Origin of the sequence: Streptomyces telluris, assembly GCF_024519335.1 — a bacterium.
In the GTDB taxonomy this organism is placed as follows: domain Bacteria; phylum Actinomycetota; class Actinomycetes; order Streptomycetales; family Streptomycetaceae; genus Streptomyces; species Streptomyces telluris.
In genome coordinates this window covers 1-1,147 of record NZ_JANIID010000082.1, presented here as the reverse complement: position 1 = coordinate 1,147, position 1,147 = coordinate 1, and the positions used below count along the sequence as shown (strand labels likewise).

The following is a 1,147-nucleotide window of genomic DNA, read 5'->3' as shown; positions in this document are numbered from 1 at the left end:
TGTCGAACGAGCAGTTCAACCAGGCGTTCACGATGCACGGCACGATCATGCTGCTGATGTTCGCGACGCCGCTGTTCGCCGGTTTCGCGAACTGGATCATGCCGCTGCAGATCGGCGCGCCCGACGTGGCGTTCCCGCGGCTGAACATGCTCGCCTACTGGCTCTACCTCTTCGGATCCCTGATCGCCGTCGGCGGGTTCCTGACCCCGGGCGGTGCCCCCGACTTCGGCTGGTTCGCCAATTCGCCGCTGTCGGGCGCGCAGTATTCGCCGGGTGTGGGCGCCGATATGTGGATCATGGGTCTGGCCTTCTCGGGCTTCGGCACGATCCTCGGTTCGGTCAACTTCATCACCACGATCATCTGCATGCGCGCGCCCGGCATGACGATGTTCCGCATGCCGATCTTCACCTGGAACGTGCTGCTGACCGGTGTGCTGGTCCTGCTGGCCTTCCCGGTGCTGGCGGCGGCGCTGTTCGCCCTGGAGGCGGACCGTAAGTTCGGGGCCCACGTCTTCGACGCGGCCAACGGCGGTGCGCTCCTGTGGCAGCACCTCTTCTGGTTCTTCGGCCACCCCGAGGTGTACATCATCGCGCTGCCGTTCTTCGGCATCATCTCCGAGGTCATCCCGGTCTTCTCCCGCAAGCCGATGTTCGGCTACTGGGGCCTGATCGCGGCCACGATCTCGATCGCGGGTCTGTCGGTGACGGTGTGGGCGCACCACATGTACGTCACGGGCGGTGTGCTCCTGCCGTTCTTCTCCTTCATGACCTTCCTGATCGCGGTCCCGACCGGTGTGAAGTTCTTCAACTGGATCGGCACCATGTGGAAGGGCTCGCTGTCCTTCGAGACCCCGATGCTCTGGGCCGTCGGCTTCCTGATCACCTTCACCTTCGGTGGTCTGACCGGCGTCATCCTGGCCTCGCCGCCGATGGACTTCCACGTCTCCGACTCGTACTTCGTGGTCGCGCACTTCCACTACGTCATCTTCGGCACCGTGGTGTTCGCGATGTTCTCCGGCTTCCACTTCTGGTGGCCGAAGTTCACGGGCAAGATGCTGGACGAGAAGCTCGGCAAGATCACCTTCTGGACGCTGTTCGTGGGCTTCCACGGCACGTTCCTGGTCCAGCACTGGCTGGGCGCCGAGGG

At 64.0% G+C, this 1,147-nt stretch carries 1 protein-coding gene; it reads left to right on the top strand.

Annotated features, from left to right (window positions below):
* A partial coding sequence (locus NQU55_RS36175) for a cbb3-type cytochrome c oxidase subunit I (protein ID WP_256791872.1) occupies nt 1-1,147 on the top strand: 1,147 nt, incomplete at both ends.